Origin of the sequence: Paenibacillus sp. cl141a, from assembly GCF_900109305.1 — a bacterium.
Lineage (GTDB): Bacteria > Bacillota > Bacilli > Paenibacillales > Paenibacillaceae > Paenibacillus_AQ > Paenibacillus_AQ lautus_A.
The window spans coordinates 83203-101386 of sequence record NZ_FNZO01000014.1 but is presented as its reverse complement, the minus strand read 5'-3'; the positions used below and the strand labels follow the sequence as shown (position 1 = coordinate 101386).

The 18184-nt window shown below is 50.4% G+C and carries 16 protein-coding genes; 11 read left to right on the top strand and 5 right to left on the bottom strand.

Annotation, left to right across the window (positions count from 1 at the left end; genetic code table 11):
- Positions 1-97: 97 nt before the first annotated feature.
- From BMX45_RS27550 to BMX45_RS27510, 9 genes are all read left to right on the top strand, one after another.
- The gene (locus tag BMX45_RS27550) at positions 98-970 is read left to right on the top strand and encodes a carbohydrate ABC transporter permease (protein ID WP_090913573.1); all 873 of its coding nucleotides are present in this window, start codon (positions 98-100) and stop codon (positions 968-970) included.
- 103 nt (positions 971-1073) lie between these two features.
- Positions 1074-1817 carry a carbohydrate ABC transporter permease gene (locus BMX45_RS27545; RefSeq protein WP_233354854.1) on the top strand — a complete coding sequence of 248 codons (744 nt, stop codon included), beginning with the start codon at positions 1074-1076 and terminating at the stop codon, positions 1815-1817.
- Positions 1818-1837: 20 nt separating this feature from the next.
- The gene (locus tag BMX45_RS27540) at positions 1838-3688 is read left to right on the top strand and encodes a sensor histidine kinase (protein ID WP_254778311.1); all 1851 of its coding nucleotides are present in this window, start codon (positions 1838-1840) and stop codon (positions 3686-3688) included.
- Positions 3675-5225, top strand: a complete 1551-nt coding sequence (locus tag BMX45_RS27535) for a response regulator transcription factor (RefSeq protein WP_254778310.1) — start codon at positions 3675-3677, stop codon at positions 5223-5225. The genes BMX45_RS27540 and BMX45_RS27535 overlap by 14 nt, the downstream gene beginning before the upstream one ends.
- Before the next feature lie 40 nt (positions 5226-5265).
- Positions 5266-7590: a glycoside hydrolase family 3 N-terminal domain-containing protein gene (locus BMX45_RS27530; protein ID WP_090913661.1), complete on the top strand. Its 2325-nt coding sequence runs from the start codon at positions 5266-5268 to the stop codon at positions 7588-7590.
- 191 nt (positions 7591-7781) lie between these two features.
- On the top strand, positions 7782-8342 hold the full coding sequence (locus BMX45_RS27525) for a TetR/AcrR family transcriptional regulator (RefSeq protein WP_090913568.1): 561 nt from the start codon (positions 7782-7784) through the stop codon (positions 8340-8342).
- Between the two features lie 38 nt (positions 8343-8380).
- Entirely contained in the window at positions 8381-8785 is a 405-nt protein-coding gene (locus BMX45_RS27520; protein WP_090913566.1) for a DUF5360 family protein, read from the top strand.
- 201 nt (positions 8786-8986) lie between these two features.
- Positions 8987-9979 carry a phage baseplate protein gene (locus tag BMX45_RS27515; RefSeq protein ID WP_090913564.1) on the top strand — a complete coding sequence of 331 codons (993 nt, stop codon included), beginning with the start codon at positions 8987-8989 and terminating at the stop codon, positions 9977-9979.
- 213 nt (positions 9980-10192) lie between these two features.
- Entirely contained in the window at positions 10193-11011 is an 819-nt protein-coding gene (locus BMX45_RS27510; RefSeq protein WP_090913562.1) for an endonuclease/exonuclease/phosphatase family protein, read from the top strand.
- Positions 11012-11291: 280 nt separating this feature from the next.
- Here BMX45_RS27510 and BMX45_RS32005 read toward each other — a convergent pair whose 3' ends face one another.
- Genes BMX45_RS32005 through BMX45_RS27485 form a run of 5 tightly spaced genes read right to left on the bottom strand, consistent with a single transcriptional unit; the run spans position 11292 to position 15488 of the window.
- A complete protein-coding gene (locus BMX45_RS32005; protein WP_254778309.1) occupies positions 11292-11840 on the bottom strand; it encodes a Ger(x)C family spore germination C-terminal domain-containing protein in 549 nt (182 codons plus the stop codon).
- On the bottom strand, positions 11837-12526 hold the full coding sequence (locus BMX45_RS32000) for a Ger(x)C family spore germination protein (RefSeq protein ID WP_254778304.1): 690 nt from the start codon (positions 12524-12526) through the stop codon (positions 11837-11839). The genes BMX45_RS32005 and BMX45_RS32000 overlap by 4 nt, the downstream gene beginning before the upstream one ends.
- A 30-nt stretch (positions 12527-12556) precedes the next feature.
- Positions 12557-12766 carry a CLC_0170 family protein gene (locus tag BMX45_RS27495; RefSeq protein WP_009592028.1) on the bottom strand — a complete coding sequence of 70 codons (210 nt, stop codon included), beginning with the start codon at positions 12764-12766 and terminating at the stop codon, positions 12557-12559.
- A complete protein-coding gene (locus tag BMX45_RS27490; protein ID WP_090913558.1) occupies positions 12763-13857 on the bottom strand; it encodes a GerAB/ArcD/ProY family transporter in 1095 nt (364 codons plus the stop codon). The genes BMX45_RS27495 and BMX45_RS27490 overlap by 4 nt, the downstream gene beginning before the upstream one ends.
- A 2-nt stretch (positions 13858-13859) precedes the next feature.
- Positions 13860-15488, bottom strand: a complete 1629-nt coding sequence (locus BMX45_RS27485; protein ID WP_090913556.1) for a spore germination protein — start codon at positions 15486-15488, stop codon at positions 13860-13862.
- Between the two features lie 171 nt (positions 15489-15659).
- Here BMX45_RS27485 and BMX45_RS27480 point away from each other — a divergent pair, with 171 nt between their 5' ends.
- Together BMX45_RS27480 and ilvD are read left to right on the top strand one after the other, a co-directional pair.
- Positions 15660-16325 (top strand): GntR family transcriptional regulator, encoded by a 666-nt coding sequence (locus tag BMX45_RS27480; RefSeq protein WP_090913554.1) that lies wholly within the window; start codon positions 15660-15662, stop codon positions 16323-16325.
- Between the two features lie 20 nt (positions 16326-16345).
- A complete protein-coding gene (gene ilvD, locus BMX45_RS27475; RefSeq protein ID WP_090913551.1) occupies positions 16346-18037 on the top strand; it encodes a dihydroxy-acid dehydratase in 1692 nt (563 codons plus the stop codon).
- Positions 18038-18184: the final 147 nt, after the last annotated feature.

Genomic DNA, 18184 nt, shown 5'->3' with positions numbered 1-18184 from the left:
TGCGAATTTCCTTCCTTAAGTCAAGATCATGATGGCACAAAGAAAAACCCGGCAGCGGGTTTTTCTTATTAAAGGCAGAAAGAAAGGAGTTACGCCAATGCATACGCTTAAGCATACGAAATGGGCTATATTCTTGGGCTTGGCGCCAGCACTCATTATCTATATATGTATTGCCATATTTCCCATCGCCTTATCAGTTTATTATTCATTAATGAACTGGGACGGAATCACGCCCATGCGTTTTATCGGGCTGGACAATTTCGTAGATATTTTCAAGGATGATATTTTTTGGCTGTCCGTTAAGAACAACATCATTATCATGTTTACCGGGATAGCGGGTCAGATCCCGCTTGGCCTGCTGCTGGCCCTGCTGCTGAATCGAGGACTCAAGGGCTCCAGCTTCTTCCGGACCATCGGATTCCTGCCGGTCGTCATTTCATCGGTTATGGTATCCCTGATCTGGGGCATGGTGTACAACACGGAATACGGGATGCTGAATAACCTGCTCGGCGTTCTGGGTCTTGAGAGCTGGCAGCAAAATTGGCTGGGCGATCCGTTCTGGTCCATGATCTCCATCAGCATCGCTTATATATGGCAAAACTGCGGCTTATATATGATCATTCTATTGGCTGCGCTGCAGAATATCCCCGATGAAGTCAATGAGGCGGCTGCCCTGGACGGGGCAACCGGACTAAGCCGGATCATGCGGATTACGATCCCGATGATTCGAGGAACTTTGCTCGTCTCCGTTGTCTACAGCATCAGCAATTCGTTCCGCGTGTTCGATCTGATCCAGATCATGACGGGCGGCGGACCGGCACATGCGACGGAGGTAATGACCGTCTATATGTACAACAACTCGTTTATGAATATGAGATTCGGCTACGGCAGCGCAGTGTCCGTATTGATTCTGCTGTTTAGCCTTATCGTCATCACGATCGTAAATCGATTGGCGAGAGAAAAGGAATAGAAGGGAGAGGGAGGAGATGTACAGACAAACGAAATGGTTCCATTTATCGGCATACACTTTTTTGGGGATATTCGCTATTATTAATATAATCCCTTTCTTTTGGATGATCGTAGATTCGTTCAAAACCGAGCAGGAATATGCGGCGAACCCGTTCTCCATACCGACCGAGCTGCAATTCTCCAATTACGCGAAGGCATGGGAAGTGGCGAATATGGATACCTACTTCCTTAACAGCATCATCGTAACGGTCGTATCGTTGGTCGTGACGGTCCTTCTTGGATCGCTTGCGGCGTACTTCTTGGCAAGGTTCAATTTTAAGCTGCGCGGTGCAACTTACGCGATATTTCTGCTGGGCATGGTCGTTCCGATTCATGCGACCTTGATTCCGATTTTCTTGATCATGCGGAATCTGCATTTGCTGGATACCCACTTATCGCTGATTCTTCCATACACGGCGTTCCATTTGTCCTTGACGATCTTTATCCTGGAGGGTTTCATGAGAGGGTTTCCGAAGGATTTGGAGGAGTCGGGCGTCATGGACGGCGCGGGCGTATTCAAGATTTTCTGGTCGATCATATTACCGATCACGCGACCGGCGATATCAACCGTCGTGATCTTGAACTTTATCTATAATTGGAACGAGTACTTGTTCGCACTCGTCTTGATCAGTTCATCGTCGCTAAAAACATTGCCGCTTGGGCTTGCCAACTTTGTCGGCATTGAGACGGCCAGCCTTACGCTGCAAATGGCTGCGTTGACGATCGCGCTTATACCGATCATTATTTTTTACCTGCTCCTGCAAAAGCAACTCGTTAACGGCATGACCGCAGGCGCAGTTAAAGGTTAATCCGGTTTCAGCTCAACATCATGAAGACATCGAAAGAGGGAATGGACATGCGCAGCAGTTTGGGCTGGATCGGGAATTATGGTCTGAAACAGAAGGCTCTGGTCATTTTCCTCTTTTTTGTCATTCTTCCTACGCTGGGGGTTGGCGTCCTAGCCCAAGACAAGCTGAACGAAGTGCTGCGCGGCCAATTTATCCAATCAAGCCAGCGCAGCCTGGAGATCGTGACGAACCAGTTGGAAGAACAAACGGCCATGATCGAGGATATAGCCGATTATTTGATATTGAGCAATGACATGCGCCAATACCTCCGCCTTGATCCACCGCCAGAGAGCGGGAGGGCGGAGCAGTTGAAGCAGAATCTCGAAGGATTCCTGACGTTTCAGCTCATGTCCAAAAACTATATCAAATCGATTTCGATCACCGGGTTTAACGGCAATTCCATTGAGATGGGCGAGCCGATTCACGGCAACGAAGAGTCTTGGAACCGGCTGGCGGACGAGCATAAAGGCGGAATCGTGTGGAGCAACGGCTATCCTTCCACCAGCGGCTGGTATGGTGAAGTAAACCTTGTCTCATTGTTCCGGGTTCTGAACTCCTATGACGAGATCACGCTGCCGCTGGCCAGGCTCGTCATTCGTATGGACGAAGCCAGTATTCTTAAACAGCTGCAGCGGGGATTGACGCGGGACGAAGGCGTGGTGTTCATTGTGAATGCCGAAGGGCAAATCGTACTGCCTTCCAAAGAATTGCTATCCCTGGATATCGGCGATGGGAAAGGGATTACGGATATCATAACAGCCGGGACGATGGGCTCTTCCACATACCGACACGACGGGGAAGCGTATTTGACCTTTCATCAACGGATGGAGAATACCGATTGGACGATCGTTTCCATGGTGCCCAAGGCTGCGTTGGATCAGGATGTGCGCGGCGTATCCATCTTGATGCAGGTCATTCTCATCGGCATTCTCCTGTTGGGTTTATCGGCTTTGATCGGGTTCCACTATACGATTATCAGGCCGATCCTGCGCCTGAAAATTGAGACCAATCGCGTAAAGCTCGGCGATTTCAACGCTCGGGTCCCCATTCGTTCCAAGGATGAGATTTCCGAGCTGAACCGCAGGTTTAACGATATGGTCTCCACGATCCAGGAACTGATCGAGCATAAATACAAACTGGAACTGAGGGAGCGCGAATCCGAGCTGCGCCTGCTGCAGGAGCAGATGGATCCGCATTTTCTCTATAATACGCTGGATATGATCCGCTGGACCGCCAGGCTGGAGAAGGCCGTCGAGTCCAGCCAGCTCATCGAAATTTTGTCCCGATTCCTGCGTTCCAGTCTGAATAATGGCCATTACGAGACCAGCCTTGCTAAAGAAATGGAATTCGTACGCTCCTATTTGTATTTGCAGCAGAGACGGCTGGGGCGTAAACTGAAATATGCGCTGTACATGGAATATGATCTGGCGAACTCCCTTACCTTGAAGGCTACCATTCAGCCTTTGGTCGAGAATTTTCTCAAGCATGGCCTTGATCGGCGCGAGCCAGTCGCCAGAATAACGGTCATCGCGTATAAGCGGGAGGATGAGATTTGGATCGACGTACAGGATAACGGCCGGGGTATGGACCATTCTACTTTGGAGGAAGTCAGGGAATCGCTGCGAAACGGAGTCCAAGCGGGCCGCACACGAGGTGCGCTCAGCAACATTCATGAACGTCTATACCTATTTTTCGGAGAACGCTACGGACTGGAAGTGATTGAGGCTTCATTGCAAGGAACCTTGATTCGCCTCAAGCTTCCATATTCTGAAACCTACGGTGGTGAATCGTACGATGCAACACGTGAAGACAGTAAAAATGCTGATCGTTGATGATGAACCCGTGATCTGTCAGGGCTTGCACTATACCATCGACTGGGCGGATTATGGAGTCGAGGTCGTCGCCGAGGCTTATGATGGCAATGAAGCTTTGCAGGTGGTGCAGGAACACGAGATTGATCTGGTTCTGACGGACATCCGAATGGAGGGAATGGACGGGCTTCAGTTTGCTAAGGAGCTGAAGCTCCGTCATCCTCAGATTCGGGTCATCATGATCAGCGGTTATGAGGAATTCGAGTATGCCCGCCAAGCCATCAAGCTTGATGTAACCGATTACTTGCTGAAGCCCGTCGATATTGACGAATTGGTGGCCGCCGTGACCGGAATCGTGGACGACATTCGCAACCAAGCTACCCGTGTGGACGGATCAACGAAGGATGCCGAGCTGTGGCTTTCCGACATGGCAGCGCATTATGAAACTTCATTGACCAAGGCAATGCCCGGCGATTTAGTGAACGGTGCCGAGTATAAACTCATGGCTACCCAGCTGGAGAAGTTCTCCAACCTTGCAGCTTCCGTTTCGGAACAGGATTTAACGATGCTGCAGCATGTATGGATCCGGAAGGTTCGTGAATTCCTGGAAACCGCCGGAATTCGTCAAGTATCCGTATTTGTCCATAAAAATTTGCTGTTGACTCTGCTGATGACGGATCAGCCGCGCCCGAAGCGGCAGTGGGATGAAATTCTGCAGGCGATGCTGGATGCCTGGCCGGAAGAGCATCGTTTGTACGGCGCGGTATCGGATGCTTACGCTTCCCTGGACCAAACGGCAGCCATCTGCTCGGAGGTGCGAGCGTTATTGCCTTATTATGCCTTGGAACAGCGCCCCTTGCTGGATCGCGAATATAAGTCCAAGGTGGATAACGGTCGGGTCCTGCACGATTTCGACAGTGCCGATATGGTCTCGAAACTGTCCGTGGCATTATTCAAGCAGGATGCCGACATGCTGGAAGAGCTAATTGACGGCATGTTCCGATTCTTCCGGGATCAGCGGTACCTGTTGACGGATATGGTGAACGTGTGTGATGAACTGTCCATCATGCTGCGGCAGCGACTTCGTCAAAGCGGACTGACCCGGCTGGAGCACGGCCTGGAGAGAACGATCGACCTGGAGGTGTTCAACCATCCCGACGCGATTCGTCTGGCAATAACCAAGGAAGTGTTTGATCTGCTGCAGCTGATCGACAAGGTTGGCATCGACAGATCGTTCTGGATCATTGAGAAGGCCAAGAAGTATATGGCGGATCATTATCTGAGCGATCTGAAAGCATCGGAAGTGGCAGCGTATCTAAAGATTACGCCAAGCTACTTCAGCAATATTTTTAAACAAAGCACGGGAAAAAGCTTCAGCGAATACATGAACGAATTGCGCATCAACGAGGCGAGAAAGCTGCTGCTGACGACGCAGGACAAAGTATTTGAGATTGCCGACCGCGTCGGCTACAAAGAATATAAGTATTTTGTATCCGTCTTCAAACTGTACACAGGCATGACGCCCAAGAAATATCGGGTCTTGAATATCAAAGAATGATCAGAAGCATGACGACCAGGATGGAAGGAGTATGGGGAATATGGAGAAATATCGGAATGCTGCGCTCCCCGTAGACGAGCGCGTAGAGGATTTATTGTCCAGAATGACGCTGAAGGAGAAGGTCGGGCAGCTGAACCAGCACTTGTACGGCTGGATGGCATATCGTCGAAGCGAAGGGACCGAAACGGAGTTTGAACTGACCGACCTATTCAAGGAGCATGTTGAGTGGGGGGCTGGTATGGGAGCGCTGTACGGCCTGTTCCGGGCGGACCCTTGGTCCGGGGTGACCTATGAGAACGGGATTCCTACGCAGGACAACGCGAAGGTAGCGAATGCCATCCAGCGTTACGTGATCGAACACAGCCGGCTCGGCATTCCCGTTCTGCTCTCGGAGGAATGTCCTCACGGCCATCAAGCGCTTGACGGAACGCTTCTGCCCGTCAATACGGCCATCGGTTCCACCTGGAATCCCGAATTAATTGAAAGCGCCTATTCCCATGTGGCCTCCGAGATCCGCAGCCGAGGCGCGCATTTAGGCTTGGTCTCGGTACTGGACATCCTGCAGGATCCGCGGTGGGGACGCTCCGAGGAATGTTACGGAGAAGATCCTTACCTTGCTGCGCGAATGACGGAGGCGGTTGTGTTTGGCATGCAGGGAAGAAACCCGGAGGAATGGAAGAGTCACGATAAGGCAGCTGCCGTGCTCAAGCATCTATGCGCACAAGGAGCAGGGCAGGGCGGACGGAACGCAGGCCCGGTTCCCGCAGGCGAGCGAGAGCTGCGGGAAATTCATCTGCCTGCAGCGGAGGCGGGGATTAAGGCAGGGGCGGCTGGCGTCATGGCGGCCTATAATGAACTTGACGGCATTCCATGTCATGCCAATGATAAGCTGTTAACCGGCATTCTGAGAGATGAATGGGGATTTGATGGGATAGTCATGGCGGATGGAACGGCCATCGACCGTTTGGTGTCCATTACGGGAGACTATGAATCCGCAGCGGCGCTTGCTCTTTCATCCGGGGTTGATCTAAGCCTGTGGGACAAGTCGTTCACGACGCTTGAACAAGCGGTGAAACAAGGGAAGGCCGATATGGAGAGCATCGACCGCGCGGTTGCACGAGTGCTTGGCCTGAAATTCCGGTTGGGGCTGTTCGAGCAGCCGTACGTAGACGAGAGCGTGGCTGCTTCGACCGTGAACAATGCAGCCGCCAGAGAGTTGAATGTTTCCGTCGCAAGAGAAGCGGTTGTGCTTCTTAAAAACGATGAAGGCGTACTGCCATTGAATCACAGCGGTATCAAACGGCTGGCGGTCATCGGTCCTAATGCGGACCGTCTCTACAACCAGCTCGGGGATTACACCAGCGTTCAGCGCGAGGGCAGTGGAGTCACGGCGCTTCAAGGCATTCGGATGGCTGCTCCCGAAGGCACGGACATCGTCTTCGCTCCAGGATGCAGCGTTCGAGGCATGTCCACCCAGGGCTTGCCTGAAGCAATCGAAGCGGCCCGTTCCGCGGACGCGGTCGTGCTCGTGCTTGGCGGCAGCAGTGCTCGTCAATTCGGGGGCACGTTTGACAATAACGGCGCAGCGATCGTAGCGGAGGGGGATCCGACGGAAATGGACTGCGGGGAAGGAGTCGATCTAGCCGAACTGCGCTTAGGCGGGATACAGGAGCAGTTGGTTCGGGAAATTCACGCGATCGGCAAACCGGTGATCACCGTGCTCATTCAAGGACGTCCGCTCGCCGTCGGCGAGGTGGCCGAGCTAAGCGATGCCTTGCTGTGCGCTTGGTATCCTGGCAGCGAAGGAGGCCGTGCCATCGGAGAAATCCTGTTTGGCCAAGTGAACCCGAGCGGAAAGCTGCCTGTCTCGATTCCGCGCTCCGTAGGTCAATTGCCGGTTTATTATAATCAGAAAAACGCAGGGCGCCCTCGTCCCTATGTCGATATGCCGTCCAAACCGTTATATCCTTTCGGATTCGGCTTGAGTTACAGCTCGTTTGAATATGGATCTCCGGCCATCTCCCAGAATGAAGTGACGCTTGACGAGCTTCGCTCCGGAAGTCGTGTCGAGGTGTGCGTGGAGGTGAAGAACAGCGGAAAGCTGAAGGGGGACGAAGTCGTACAGCTTTACATACAAGCCGATCAATCAGGGATTACCCGCCGACTTCGAGAATTGAAGGGATTCAAGAAGGTCATGCTGGAGCCCGGGGACAGCACCACCGTTTCGTTCGAGCTCGGCTTCGAGGAACTGGCCATCTGGAACCGCAACATGGATTACGATGTCGTCCCTTGCCGAGTTAACATCGTTGTAGGCGGCCACTCGGATTGGGAGAACGGTGTTGTTGAGTTGAAGGTAAAAGCCTGAGCGTAAGCCTATTTCAAAGGGTTTGCCTATATGTCTAAGCTATCGATGTTTTTAGAGACAGCATTCCATGCTGTCTCTTTTCGTTGTGATCAGCCTTTCGTTTGACACAAAAAAGGAATCGGGATAATATGTAAGGAAAATACGGAAAATGATAATGTTTATGCATTTTCCGGGATGGGGGGTAAATTTCATTGAGAGAACGAGTTGTCGAGGCGGCAAGCAAGGAAATCCGGAGAAGCGGATTGCGATTTACGATGGGTGAACTGGCCAAACAGCTGGGGATAAGCACGAAAACCCTGTATGGCGTTTTCCCTTCCAAAGATGAGCTAATTGCCGAAATTCTCGCGGGGGCGATCGATGAGCTTCAGCATAAAGAGAAGGAAATCATGAATAACGCGAGCCTCAGCACATTGGAGAAACTAAGACGATGTCTGATTCTTATCCCGGCTGATTTTCAGTTTATCGAGCTAAACCTCATCATTGAGCTCCAGCGTTATTATCCTAACCAATGGAACCGCCTGGACCAATTTCTAAATGAGCAATGGGGCAGCATTGCCGAATTATTTCAGGAAGGCATTCGTCAAGGCTTGCTCCGGCCGTTTAACGCCAAAATATTCATTGATCTGTATGTGGGGGGCTTTTATCGGTTAATGGAGGACTCGGCGGCAAACAGGAGCAGCATGACCCTTCAGGAGGGCCTGCGCGATATGGGAGAGATTCTTTTGGCCGGCATCATCAAGAGGGAAACTTGAGCCAACGATAGACCACGAAGGAGAAGAGAGGGTATGCCTTGAGCAAAACATTAAAAGGTTTGTTCTTAGTGACGGATATCGGATTTATTATGTATTGGGTCATTACCGCACTGGCCTTCATTCCTAAAGAGTATCTATATCAGGATTATACCAATGAGCTGTTGGTTGTTTGGAATTGGTCGTTCTTTCCGCTGGACATATTCATATCCATGACCGGGATGTATAGTCTGTACTTACATAAACGAAGAAATGCGAAATGGAAAAATCTCGCTTTAATCTCGCTTACCCTGACGTTTTGTTCCGGGCTGCAGGCGATCGTTTTTTGGATCATCAAGTCGGATTTCGACCTCATGTGGTGGGTGCCCAACCTGTACCTTTTGTTGTATCCGTTGTTTTTCATCCCTAAACTGCTAGAGACAAAGGAAGCATTCGCCGAATCCTAAAGCGGATGCTCCTTTTCTTTATGTTCTCTTGGGCGTTCCACCGAAAAAAAGGGCTAAAGGACCATGATTTCCTGAAACTTTAAGTATGATAAGCACAGGAAATACTTGGGGGAAATGGTAAACTCAAAGTGTGCATTCACTACCTAGGAAAGGGGGCGCCGAGGAACTCACGGAATTCTATCATTTCATGGAGGTGGATTGATGTTTGACGTTCAAGGGCTAAGTTTTAAGAAAAGGCAATTTAAATTACTCGCGTCCTTTATCCTTGCAATGCTTATCTTCTGTATGTCCGGTTTGCCCGCGTTTGCGGCAACCCCAGAGAAAACCGTCAACGCTTCGGCAACGCTTGCCTACAATTTAAAGGGACTTCAACACAACGTGGCCGTTCAGAAAGCCTACATCGCGGATAAATATCTGTATGTTACGCAGCGTTCCAAGGGAACCTGCTATCTTTCGAGATTGCTCATTAACGGCAAGGACGCTACGTTTGTAGATAAAATGACCGTCACGAATACGGGCCACTGTCAAACGCTGGATATGTATACGTACAATGGCGTCAATTATTTCTATTTCAGTTCAAAAGCAGACCCTTCAACCGATTATTATTGGTCGCTCCAGGTAGCAAGACTGCAATATTCGGCCGGCAAGACGATCGATTATACGGATCTGCATCGATTTACCTATATGAATTACGCCAATAAAACGGGAGCAAGGCTGGGCGAGACCTACCGGGTTGATGGCGGCGGCAACAGTACGCATACGGTGTTTCGCGTTCAGACGAAAGAAGGAACCGTGACCTGGTCGATTTATGACACGGTCGCGCTCAATAAGCTGCTTGACAGCAATGAACAGGTGCGGATGGACAGCGCAGCCGCGTTGAACGCAGCGGTTGGCAGCTTCACGCAATCGGGCAGCGGCATCGTCAGACCGAACGGATCTTTCCAAGGGGCGGATATGCTCGGCCAAACGAAAATCTATACATCAGGCGGAGCCGAAGGCGAAACCCCTCAGATTGCCATGATGTCGAATACCGGGACTTTCAAAACCCTCGTGAAAATCACGAATGTAGGCAACCATGAAATCGAGGGAGTCCAGACCAAGAACGGCAACGTATATTTTACGATCGTGACGGATCCGGTCAATAAGCAGAATACGCAGAAGGTATATTACGTTCCGGACAGCATTTTTAATTGATGCGCAGGCGGTTTTGACTCATTGAATAGTTGCGATCAACCAAGCGAATGTAAGTCGCAGGTCACAGGCTGGGCCATATTAAGGGTGTCTAGTCTGTTTCTTTTTTACCATTTAAAAAGAGCAACTCGTGGCTTGATCTGGCGAAAATAAAACCCGTATATAATCAATTTGATTCTTACAATATTAATCTGACTAATGGAAGGAGATTCGTTCATGAAAAAAAGCCTCATTTCGCTAATCGCATGCTTGTTCATCATTCCCCTGTTTGCAACGGGCGCCATGGCAGCGGGAAAGGGTCAAGGCAAAGAAGTAAGCACCACCGTGATGTCTTACAATATCCATCATGGGGTAGGAATCGATGGTCAGCTGAGCCTGCAGAGAATTGCGGATGTGATCCGCGACTCCGGCGCTGAGATTGTCGGCCTTCAAGAAGTGGACCGTCATTATGGGGAACGAAGCGATTTTAAAGACCAAGCGAGGGAATTGGCTGATTTGCTCGGCTATCATTACGCTTACGGCGCGAATCTTGATTTGGAACCGGGGGAAGGACAAACAAACAACCGTCAATACGGGACAGCCATCGTGAGCAAGTATCCAATACTCCGATCCGAGAATACTTGGTTAAGCAGCTTCGGGAAGGAGCAGCGCGGCGTTCTTCATGCCGTCGTTAATCTGAGGGGAATTCATGTGGATGTTTACAACACGCATCTCGGGCTGGATGTCACCAGCAGAACGGCACAGGCTCAGGAAATTATTGACCTTGCTACTGGTTCCCAGGGCCCTGCGCTTCTCATGGGAGATTTTAATGCGGAACCGGACAGTTCAGAGTTTCGACTACTGTTAGACAGCGGTTTGTTCGTAAACAGTTTCGAGGGGATAGACGATGCCTATACGTTCCCTGTCATCAATCCGTCGGCAACTATCGATTATATTCTGACTTCCCCTAACGTCCGGCATGCCAATCAACGCGTGATCCAAACCGAAGCATCGGATCACCTGCCGATTGCAGCCGATGTGTTATTCAAGCGTTAAGGTTATGCCACGATACAAGCACAGGGAGGGAGTGTGCATGATAACTTGGAGATTACCGCTGATGTATTGACGTGCTTAAGCATGGCCGTAACAGGCTGCATGCAGAGCACCAGCGGGCAGGGCACGGACGGCATGTTTTCGCACTCGACAGCTTCGAAAATGGCTGTTACTGGTGCAAAGACAAAGCTTAAGTTTGGTCGACGGGGCGACGTGATGCAAACTATATCAAAGAGGTGATTCATCGCTATAACCAAGAGAATCTCGTACGCATTCAGCGCCATCATTCCGCCTTCAGGCCGACTCTTCGGACTTTCGATGTCACACGGAAATCAAAGGTTATATGTTTATAAATTTCACTCCATTGATCTGCGGTTTTGACATGGCTATTCCAATAGGATGGTTTTCTGGCTCGTACCAATTCACCGAATCCGAAAATATCGGATTCTTTTTTTTGCGTTTTTTGGATTAGTCCGAGCATGAGTGCTTTAACGGATCGTTCATTCTCCCGAGCAATTTCCTCAAGAATATGCGAGTTATTGAGCGGGAGGGTTTCCGTGTTTTTCTCTTCGACATTCACCTCCGTCACGGCCGTGATCGTAAAATGAGGAAGGCCGTTCTTGATGTCTACCTTGATTTCCGATTCCCGGTTCGTTGCATGGATGGTGACGACCTGAGAGTCGTCCCCAACATGAATGATTCCTCGATATCCTGCCGGACTGATTCCCTTAATGACCAAGTATCCGGCAATTTCAAACGGTTTAGTCACGCCGACCAATTTGGCACCTTTGAAAAAAGCCATGCCGCTGATTTCCACGTTTTCGCCCTTCATGATTTGGATGTAAGGCAGAAATCCTTCCTGGCCCTTCTTCGACGAATTGTTCCAGAAGTTCCCGATATAGTCGCTCGGGAACTTGCCGTGCTTAACGGCGTCGTCCAGCGTCGAGGACAAATACAATGCCGGGACTCGCTCCAGCTTCGGGCTGCTTCCATCAGTTCTCTCGCTTTCCCTTTGGACACCATCAGCCAGGCCATACGGCGAACTTCAGCGTTTCGGTGGAGATAGTCGTTTAAGTTCTCCATCCCCTTTCTGGCAAACTCTTCAGACACAACAATAACGCGGAGATGTCCAAAAAACAATTTGCCCGATATTTGCTGCTGTAGATTCATCATCGCATCATCGACGGTATGTCCTACAACATCCAACACCCACACGGTTTCTTGGGCTCCTTCTCCCGAAGCACCGCCTTCGCCGGGTCCGAGCGGAATTCTGCCGGGAAGAGCGATTTGAACGGATAATTGGATCATTTCTTGTTTCGGTGCGGGATATTTCCCTCGAAGATGAGAAATTTCATCTTCACGAATCTCGACATTCTTGCCGGCCGTATCGATTGATATGCCCAGAACGACTGCGCGTTCCTCAATCTCCATCCGATCCCAGCAGCCTGTCAGAAGTGAGCAGAGGAGAAGAAGGATCATGAATTTTAGGTTAAAGCCGGCGTTTACTCTCTTACTCATTGAGATCCTCCAGAACTCAGACATCTAAACTCACACGAAGACTTTAACAAGGACGATAACCAGAAACCAAACCGTTACGATACTGATATTGATCCAGCCCAGCACGCGGGATACTTTTTTTTCCTTGGTCATGTTCGATTGCCTGTACTTATTCATGTCGATGAACAGATTGAACAAGCCGCAGAAGAGCCAGATCAGAATGGCCACATCCAAATAACCGCTGTAAATTTCCCCGATCATTTGGCTGCACCTCTTTTTTTGCGCAGGATGGCGATGATCAGCAGGATTCCGGGATACGCGATAGTAATCAGCAGTCCATATTTGGATATCATGCTGTTCACTTCATTTAATTGAATCAAGCTTTGGGGCAGCATGGCCAACACGAACAGAAAGGGGAGGATGAAGAAGGACAACATCCCATGATCCGCTAACCGGAATAGCTTGCTTATCGAGTAAAGCGTAAAGTAGTAACAAGAGAACAAGGATGTAAATACAGCCGTTACCCATACGGCTAGAAAGACCGCATCCAAGCGTTCCAGCACATTGGCAGGCAATGAAGTTGCTTTGGCAAGCTCCAGTGTCGGCCACAACAGCTTTTTGGTTTCCTCGGCTCCGAACACACTCACGGTTGCAGCTACGACCAAAATATACAAAGCGCCGTTTACCACCATGGCCCATATGCTGGATCGCATCGCTCTTTCAGGTTTGCACATGGCCGGTATGACCATCATCATAATGAAGTATCCTTGGAACACGGTGGAGAGCGTAATAATGCCTGCCGGTATGCCTCCGGGCTCATTTCCCCATACAGGGAGAACATTGACCAAGTCTGCATTTTTTAATGAAAGGGCGACGATGAAAAGCGCAGGTATCAGAATAAAGGGGCTGTAAAATAAGTGGATATACGCAAAGGTCATGATATTTCGGCGTGAAGAAAATGCAGCCAGGAGCAGCATGACGAGCACGGTTACCTCCAGCGGTGTATTCTTCAGGACGGCCGTAACGACAACCTCACCGAATTCTCTGGCAACCAGAGAGCTCAGAACCGCAAAAAACGCAATCGAGATCAGGCTTGCGATTCGACCGAACCACTTGCCGATGATGACTTCGCTGTACACCACGTACGAGTCGTTCGGAAACCGCATGCCGAGCCGGGTCATGAAGAAAAGTCCGACAAACGCCAGCAGCATTCCCAAAAAAGTAACGAACGGAGCCCCGGCATCCGCAGCTTTGACCGCAGACAATGGGAGTGCAAGAACGCCTACTCCTACGATGGTGCTGATCGTAATGGCAGAGGCCTGCAGGACCGTAATTTGGCGCTGTTCATTCATGGTTATCGACCTTTCTCGTCATTAGGCTGGACGGGATTCATGATATTGGTTGAAGAATGATCCACCTGTTCCTTCATTTGATCACCGAGCCTTGATGTGTCAAGCGGGTGGAGGAAGGAAGGCCTGTTCTTCATCTTCCACAGCGGTCCGCGAGTCAGAAGATCCCGCATGCCTTGAAAGTTGCCTGGGACGAACGGGCTTAGATACGGAACCCCGAACGATTTAAGCGACAATAGATGATTGGCAATCAGGATGATGCCGACCATGACGCCGTACAAGCCGAAAATCCCTGCTAATATGATCAGCGGAAAACGCAGCAGACGGAGCGCAAGCGCCGCGTTGTAGGCCGGCGTTGCAAAAGACCCGATAGTCGTTAATGCGATGATGACGATGGTAATCGGACTAGCGAACCCGGCAGATACTGCGGCTTGCCCAATGACGAGCACCCCGACAATGGATAAAGCGCCGCCCACCTGTTGCGGCAGCCGGATCGTGGCTTCCCGCAAAACCTCCATTGAAATTTCAATAACGAGCACTTCGACCATCGCCGGAAAAGGGACGCCTGCACGTCCGCCTGCGACGGCGACCGCAAATTCTGTGGGAATCAGCTCAGGATTAAAGGAGATAATCGCCACATACAACGAGGGAAAAACCAAGGAAAACACCAAAGCCACCAGACGGGACAGCCGGATCGCGCTCATCAATAGAAATCGTTCGGTATAATCTTCGACCGTTTGATAGAACTGGCTGAATACGGTGGGAGCGATCAAGGCAAGCGGGGAACCGTCGACCAGAATGGCCACTCGGCCTTCCAGCAGATTCGCCACGACTTTGTCGGGCCGCTCCGTATACTGGATTTGCGGAAATGGAGACCAATGATTGTCTTCGATAAACTGTTCCAGATACCCCGAATCCAGCACGGCATCGATTTCAATGGCGTCCAGACGCTTATTCACTTCTTTAACGATGCCGGGATTGGTGATGCCGTCCATGTAACAGACCGCAACCTTGGATTTCGTTTTCGTTCCGATCTCCATGGATTTCACGCGGAAATCCGGCGTTTGAAGCCGATAGCGGAGCAGGGAAATGTTGGTGCCGAGGGTCTCGATGAATCCTTCCCGGGCTCCGCGGATCACCTGTTCTGTCGCCGGCTGTTCAATCGAACGCTGCGATATTTTACGTGTATCAATGATAATGGCCTCGTCCAGCCCTTCGATCGCTACGACAGACTGTCCCCTTAGAAGATTGTCGGTGAGCACGGAGATTTTTCGTTCCGAGTATCCTTCGCTGTGATAAAGCGTATCTTTCATCAAAGTGTCCATCAACGCATGGCGAGGGAGGTCTGAAACATCGAGATGGCGAGGGCCATATTTAAGTGGTCTCAATAAAGTATTATTAATGACGGCATGATCCGTCATATCGGAGAAATAAAACAATACGGCCGGATACTGCCCGAATACATGGAAGGGATGTACCATAAAATCGTCGTTATCGCCGAGAATATCCTTGATTTCGGTTGTGGTTTCTTCTAAGCTCTCCGATATGTTTCGCCCCTCTGAACTCGACTCATTTGAATTGGAAGAGACTTCGTTATGGGATTCGTTTGAACCCGTCCATGTGGAAAATGGCATGGTTGTTTACACCTCACTTGTTTAAAAGGTGATCCTTGGCTGTTGGATAGTTTGATTCAGTATCTCCTCTGTTTGTTATTTTTATCAAAGGAAGCCATATAAAGTATTGTATTTAATATATGAATGCGATATATTGCATATAACAAACCTGAACAGTAAGGATGATATACCATGCCAGTTCCGAAGAATTATGTCTCTCCTGTACGGATGACCGCAAAAGAAAGAGCCTTCTCCCAAATTCAACGTTGGATTATCGATGGCACGCTTCAACCCGGCGAGAAATTGCTCGACGGCGAATTGGCGGAATCGCTTGGCGTAAGCCGAACGCCCATCCGGGAAGCTTTTCAACTGCTTGAAGTACAAGGACTCGTGTCCACGCACCCCGGGAAAGAAACAAAAGTTACGGCCATTGAGAGGGAAGATATCTTTAAGATGTATTCGACCATGGCCGCTCTTCAAGCCTTGGCCGCCGAAGTGACCACTACCATAATTGTTCCGGAGCAGATCCAGCAATTACGGGCGATGAATCTGGATTTTGAAAGTGCCATGAAGAGCGGGCAAGCTTATCAAGCCATGGAACTGGATGAACAGTTTCATAATTTCATCGTGGAGCTGTCAGATAATCCTTATGTTGCTGCATATAGTGCTTCGCTTCAGATGCATATCCGGCGGTTTAAGTACGTGTTCTTAAAACAGCCGATTGCTGCCACGCAGGCTTCAGTCGATGAGCATGCCTCGATCATCAGCGCTTTCGAGCAGAAGGACAGTGATCGGGCGCAAGCTATGATGAAACAAAACTTCATGCGTCCCATGCAGGAGCTTCACGGATTACTCTAAATCGATGAGGAGAGGGAAGGATGACAAACAAAAAAGATTTACGCATTCGCAGTAAGGTAATCAGTGAGGGTGTTAATCGAGTACCGAACAGGGCGATGCTGCGGGCAGTTGGATTCACGGATGCGGATTTTAAGAAACCGATGATTGGCGTAGCCAGCACTTGGAGCGAAGTGACTCCTTGTAATATGCATATCGACAAGCTAGCCATAGAGGCCAAGCAAGGAGTACGCAACCATGGGGGAGCTCCCCTTATTTTCAACACGATCACGGTTTCGGATGGCATTTCAATGGGACACGGCGGCATGCTGTTCTCCCTGCCCAGCCGGGAAGCCATCGCAGATTCGATTGAGATCGTGACGGGGGCCGAACGTTTCGATGGTCTGGTGGCAATCGGAGGTTGCGACAAGAATACGCCCGCCTGCCTGATGGCAATCGGACGGATGAATCTTCCTGCGGTTTATGTTTACGGCGGTACGATACAGCCCGGGAAGCTCGATGGCAAGAACGTGGATATCGTCACGGCTTTCGAAGCGGTCGGGCAATATCATGACGGAAAAATGACGGAGGAGCAGTTACACAAGGTGGAATGCAGCGTCTGCCCGGGACCGGGCTCTTGCGGTGGCATGTATACAGCCAATACGATGGCCGCTGCGGCAGAAGCCATGGGGATGAGCCTGCCCGGTTCCTCTTCCACGCCGGCTATTTCACCAGACAAAGCAGCGGAATGCGCTGCGGCTGGGAGACAGGTCATCTCCTTGTTGGAGCAAGAAATCTATCCCAGGGACATCATGACCAAAAAAGCATTTGAGAATGCGATAACGGTCGTCATGGCTTTGGGCGGTTCAACCAACGCATTCCTGCATTTGCTTGCCATTGCTCATTCGGTTGGCGTAGATTTGACGTTAGACGATTTCGAGCGAATCCGGTTGCGAGTTCCTCACCTTGCAGACCTGAAGCCAAGCGGACGACATGCCATGCAAGACTTAAACGAAGTCGGCGGCGTACCAGGCGTCATGAAATTATTGCTCGCCGAGGGGCTTCTGCATGGCGATTGTCTGACGGTCACTGGCAAATCATTGGCAGAGAATCTGGCGGAAGCTGCGCCGCTAGAGGACAGCCAGGAAATCATTCGCCCCATCGATAAGCCGCTGAAGCCGAACGGGCCCTTGGTTGTATTAAGAGGCAATCTCGCGCCAGAAGGCGCTGTTGCCAAAATGTCGGGAATGAAGAAGCTGCGTTTTGTCGGACCGGCCAAGGTGTATGACAGCGAGGAGGATGCAACCGAAGCGATCTTGAGAGATGAAATATGCAAGGGCGACGTGTTAGTCATTCGTTATTGCGGTCCTAAGGGCGGCCCGGGTATGCCGGAGATGCTGTCGGTCACGGCACTCATAGTAGGCAAGGGTCTGGGCGGAGAGGTTGCGCTAATTACGGACGGCAGGTTCTCTGGCGGCTCGCATGGGTTCGTTGTCGGTCACGTAGCGCCTGAAGCACAGGTGGGTGGACCGATCGCGCTGCTGAGGAACGGGGACATGATCACGATCGACAGCGAAACGCAAGAAATGACGTTCGACGTCTCGGATTCCGAATTGGCTGCAAGAGTACAAGCATGGCAGCAGCCTCCACTCAAAGTTTCGACGGGCGTATTGTACAAATATGCAAAACTAGTGTCCTCAGCATCGAGAGGTGCGGTTACCGACTCCGCAGAATAAGAGGAATGTACAGCCTGAAATCTGGCTTATAGTAAAACAAGCTCTTGCGGTTTGCAAGAGCTTGTTTCGATATAAGTGGCCCAGCGGCCCATTATTTCAAATGGCTATTGATTTATGAGTTTTCCTTATCGTTCATCAACACGCTGT